The sequence below is a fragment of the Holospora undulata HU1 genome (assembly GCF_000388175.3).
GTDB lineage: Bacteria > Pseudomonadota > Alphaproteobacteria > Holosporales > Holosporaceae > Holospora > Holospora undulata_A.
On record NZ_ARPM03000046.1, the window covers coordinates 1 to 4,184 of the forward strand.

3 protein-coding genes and 1 pseudogene are annotated in these 4,184 nt (G+C 29.8%); 2 read left to right on the forward strand and 2 right to left on the reverse strand.

The features are described 5' to 3' along the window. Window positions 1-148: 148 nt before the first annotated feature. The gene (locus K737_RS11670; RefSeq protein ID WP_407636432.1) at window positions 149-376 is read left to right on the forward strand and encodes a transposase; all 228 of its coding nucleotides are present in this window, start codon (window positions 149-151) and stop codon (window positions 374-376) included. A gap of 1,118 nt (window positions 377-1,494) precedes the next feature. On the opposite strand, the gene K737_RS00595 is transcribed toward K737_RS11670, so the two are convergent. Further along, entirely contained in the window at window positions 1,495-2,169 is a 675-nt protein-coding gene (locus K737_RS00595) for a hypothetical protein (RefSeq protein WP_152531006.1), read from the reverse strand. A 623-nt stretch (window positions 2,170-2,792) separates the two neighbouring features. Continuing rightward, complete coding sequence (gene map / locus K737_RS00600; protein ID WP_006297173.1) at window positions 2,793-3,578, reverse strand: type I methionyl aminopeptidase; 786 nt, start codon at window positions 3,576-3,578, stop codon at window positions 2,793-2,795. Between the two features lie 366 nt (window positions 3,579-3,944). Here map and K737_RS11675 point away from each other — a divergent pair. Next, window positions 3,945-4,035 (forward strand): annotated as a pseudogene (locus K737_RS11675) (transposase); the annotation flags it as partial. Window positions 4,036-4,184 lie beyond the last annotated feature (149 nt).

Here is a 4,184-nt window from a genome sequence, read left to right on the forward strand (position 1 = left end):
AAATAGTATCAAAGAACAAATAGTATTGCCGGTTTGGTTAATAACACGCCGATAGCACCAACAGGTTTTAGATTTTGCGAGATATTATGATTCCAAACTGGGGTAGAAAAATTTCTGATCAAGAAACTAAAGCACGGTCAAGGTGTTAATGAATAATGCCTCTTTTCATAAATTCAAAAAAAGTAGAGAATGTAATAGAATCTGTAAAGAATCTGTAAAATGCAGTATAATCTTTCTACCTCCTTGCTCTTGTGATTTGAATCCAATAGAGAAATTCTGGGCTAATATGAAGAGGGGGATTGAATGCAATATACTAAATTTCAACGCTCTATTCGACGCTATTTCGTGGTTTTTTAAAATATCTAATTCAACCTGAATTACTATATACACTTGTCTTTACGTCTTATAAAACGAATTGCTTATGCGAGTACACACCACAACCTTATGAACAAAAAAACATTTTTATTTCTGATCTCTTGTCTGTTTCACATAGGGGGTTTTGAGTAGTAATAAAACACTTTTAGAAAGAGGAATCCTAAATTTAGAAACTCTTTCAAATAGGGAATAAAAATTACTTCCCGTTAACTCATTGACTTTTAAAATAACTTTTTTTTGTTTATCTGCAGAAAGATTTAAAAAAATCCTCTGATTTTTTTGAAAGTATCCCCCCCAAAATTCTTGGTAACTCTTCTTTCTTTATATAAGAAAGATACAAAAGTATAGCTTTATAATAAGGCTTTTGTTTTGTCCATAAATCTGAGTTTTTGCTGTCTTCCCAATAAGGATCAAAAAATCCTTCAACAAAAATACGAACAATTTTTGAACAATATTCATTTTTTTTCTCAGCGTCCAAAAATTTTATTTTATATTTATGATTGGATTCGTAATAATACTATTACTTTTCAGGTGATGAAAAAAAGCAATATTTTTTATAGCTTAAATCTGAAAATCTTTAGAAATGAAAGAAGTCATTTCTAATATTTTTACTAAATAAGAAAAACAAAAAAAATCTTATTTTCTTTTTTTAGCTTTTCTAAAGTTTTCATAAAAAAATGTTTATTGAAATAATTAATAATTTTAAGGTTTTTTAATAAATCTACATTTCTATACACCACCCCGGCTAAAAAATCAAGGTGTTTAAGGAAGGCCAATTCAATATTTTCTAAAAAATTTAAAAATTTTTGTCTTCTTTTATTATATGCTCTAAAACTTTATCTTTTTCTTGATTACCATCGAAATATTAGGCTTTATATTCAGGAAAACCCTTTGCAACAATAAGAAAATATGTATCATGCAATTCATTTTTTTCAAGATTTCGCTTACAGATTTTGCACCTTCTTGAAAAAAAAATCTTCGATTTAGTCTTATCAATTGCAATTAAAATAATTCCACTTTTTTATAATTTTTCTTTATTCAAGACACTAAAAACAGAATTATAGCAATATTTATTGTTTTCTAAAAATCCATCAAGAACATTAAAAAAGTCCGGATTACTCAATAAATTAATCTTAATTTTTTTTGAATGATTTTATCTAAGCTAAAAAACGAATTTGCTGCATCTGAGCGTACTATGCATTCCAAAACTCCCAAAAGATCTTTCTTTTTCATATAATCAATCCATGAAGCTATTTTAGCAAACACAGAAGTATTTAAACATACGTTTTTCACGCTTATAAGTACTTTACAGATACTGTAAGCTGATTCTGAAAAATTTTCATTGGTTTTGAATTGATTAATGAACTCCGCTATTTCACCTAATATAGTATTATTCTCAATAAAAGACGTCCTCTTCAAGCTCTTTATAATTTTTTCAAAAAATTTAAAATTTTTTACAGAAAGCTTTTTGACCATATCAAACATTTGATAAGGAAATTCTTCAAAAAGACCAATCGCATGAATCGGTAGAAAATATTCTAAAAAATCTACTACTTTTTTAGAATTTTCTGCATGTTCTGTCATTTTTTCCAGAATAATAAAAAAATCTCTTGGTTTTGTTTTTGAAATAAAAATATCATTTTTTAAAGTATCTATACCATCTTGAACATACTGGTCATTATCCGATTTATCTTGAAGTAATTCTTTTCCCGTAAAATTTTCTTTAATTTCTAAAAAATAAGCCCTTTCCTGTTCTCCTATCACAAGAACCAATAAAATAAAACCTATATTCATTAAAATATAAACAAAAACCATTGTAAATGTTAATAAAAATTCAAATTTTTGTCAATAAAAAACTGATTAGATCTTCTTTAGGAATTTATAAATTAATTTTCATCATAAATAATTAAAACAGAATTAAAATCAAGTGTAATATTTAAATTTAAATGATCAACAATAGTTTTCCTTAAATAATTTTTATATATTTTTAAAAAATACAATCTTCTTTCTGATATACTCGAATCCCTAAAGTACTTAAACACTTAAACCGCAATAGGTTAAATATTTTTTCTACTACCAAAAGCCCCACAGTGAAATTGTTACGTACATTAGCATCACTAAAATTTGTACTAGCCAAAGAAAACACTCTAGTTCTTCTGCTGTGGAACGCACATTAAAGATGCTGAAGTTTTGGTCATCAAATTTTTAAGAATCTATTGGATCACTAATCTTTTAACAAAATTTCCTTATTCCTGAACAAATAAACAAACTTGTGTCACAAATCGAGTCATTTTTACCAAACAAAATCACAGGAAAAATTAAATATTTCAAAAGACCAACCTTATTACTTACGTTATTACCAAAAAATTAAAAAAATTCTATCACATTCCTATTCACAAGATATTGGAACGAAAGATTTAGGATATTCGTGCTTCATCCTTTCGGAAAGAAGTAAATATTTCGCACCCCGTAGCAGTCACCCCAATGCTATGCTCCCATTGAGCAGACCATGTTCCGTCTTGTGTTACGGCACTCCACCCGTCTTTTAATAAGCGAATACCTGATTTTCCTAAATTAATCATGGGTTCTATCGTAAAAAACATTCCCTCTTTCAAAACTACTCCGGTTCCTGGTTTTCCAAAATGCAGCACTTCTGGTATGTCATGAAGGTTTCGACCGATTCCATGTCCACAGAATTCTCTTACAACAGAAAATCCTGAAGATTCCGTTTTTTTTTGAATAATATACCCCAAGTCTCCTAAGGTAACTCCAGGCCTTACTAATTTTATAGCTTCCATAAGTGCTTGATAACAAACATCACTTAATTTTTTTGCACGATCACTGGGAACTCCCACGTAAAACATGCGCGCTGTGTCTGAGTACCAATCCTCAAACTTTAAGGATACATCAATGTTTACAATATCCCCAAAAGCCAAACGTCGAGCTCCAGGAACACCGTGACACACTGTCTCATTAACAGAAATACATACCGCACAAGGAAAACCAACCTCTAATGGTGCTGGAAAAGCTCCATGATCTAAGATATATTTGTGGCATAAGTCGTTCAAAACTCTCGTTGTAACTCCAGAGACTACATAGGGTCCAATCATATCCAATACCTCAGAGGCCAACCGACCTGCTTTGTGCATTCCTTTCCAGGCTTCGGGTTCTTTATAAATTGGAATTTTTTTACTTTTTTTCATGAAATAAAAACAAAAGACTTCTAAAATTCTATGATAACAATACGCAAACTGTCAACTCACCTTGTACAAATCATTTGAGGAATTAATAATTTTGTATCGCATTCACAGAATTTAGTAGTTAATTTAGGTTGAATGAGGTGTAATTTTTTTTTGTTATTTTTTTTGTTAAAATAAAAGAAAAATGACAAAGAGCTACAGCAACGATTTAAGACAAAAAGTAATAGAATATTTAGATGAGGGGAGCATTGAAGCATCGCAACTATTTAATAACCTGTATTCATGAATAAAAAAGAGTGATATAAAAGGCTTGAAGGTGTAGAAGATGAATTATCTAAGCATGACAATAAAAGCAAATACAACAAAAAAGAGGGTGTTAATGCAGTATGTTATATAATCAAGAGCGGTTGTCAATGGCGCATGCGACCCAAAGATTTTTCACCATATTCGACGGTATATTCGTTTTATAGACCATGTAGGATTAAGGAGGTATGGGAAAAAGTGATACATGAACTTGTTAAGATAAGCCGAAGTAAGTATGAAAGGAGTAAGAATCCCAGCTATAGCATCTTATTCACAAAGTGTTAAAACAAGTGTTAACCCCACAGG

What these genes read in the sequence shown, in the direction of transcription:
- K737_RS00595 (WP_152531006.1), bottom strand. Translation starts at nt 2,169, where the DNA reads ATGAATATAGGTTTTATTTTATTGGTTCTTGTGATAGGAGAACAGGAA.
- map (WP_006297173.1), bottom strand. Translation starts at nt 3,578, where the DNA reads ATGAAAAAAAGTAAAAAAATTCCAATTTATAAAGAACCCGAAGCCTGG.
- K737_RS11670 (WP_407636432.1), top strand. Translation starts at nt 149, where the DNA reads ATGAATAATGCCTCTTTTCATAAATTCAAAAAAAGTAGAGAATGTAAT.